Here is a 691-nt window from a genome sequence, read left to right as displayed (position 1 = left end):
CAGGTACAGAGGCACAGCATAAGGATATACGCACTGTGCTTCTGTTTGTTCTGCTGTGTTTCCAGCAGTATTCGAGATGGTTGTGACATCTTGTACTTCTTTTTCGCCTTTAGCAGTTAGCTAAAGCTTAAAGGGTTTAAGCTTCGACTAACATTCGGCCACGCATTTCCATATGCAGTGCATGGCAGAACCAGTGACAGTAGAACCATTGTACGCCAACCTTGTCGGCGGTAAAGGTCACTGACTGGGTTTGCTGAGGGCCAATTTCCATACTGACGCCATGGTTGACCATACAGAAACCATGAGTTACGTCTTCTACCATATCAAGGTTAGTGATCACCATGGTGACTTCATCGCCTTGCTTAACGGTAAATTTGTTCAGGCCAAAGTTTGGTGCAACCGAGGTCATATAAACCGTCACTTTGTTACCCTTGCGAATAATCTTGTTGTCCATTTCAAGATTTACACCATCTTTCTTTGCTTGAGCAACGGTTTCAGCGAAGAAGGGGTCATCACGCTTCCAGATTTTGCTTGGCTTCACTTTGCTTCGATGAACGATCATACAATCGTGAGGCTCAGCAAAGGTCGGGCCGTCGTGAATCAGCTTCATTTCATCGCCGGAGATATCGATTAACTGATCATTTTCGGCACGAAGTGGGCCCGTCGGTAAGAATCGGTCTTTAGAGAACTT

1 pseudogene is annotated in these 691 nt (G+C 45.7%); it reads right to left on the bottom strand.

Annotated elements, in window-relative coordinates:
* Positions 1–136: 136 nt before the first annotated feature.
* Positions 137–691: pseudogene (locus A3761_RS05925) on the bottom strand (TAT-dependent nitrous-oxide reductase); the annotation flags it as partial.

It is taken from the genome of Oleiphilus sp. HI0123 (assembly GCF_001635315.1).
The sequence above is the reverse complement of the archived record's forward strand: the minus strand, read 5'-3'. Positions and strand labels throughout refer to the sequence as shown.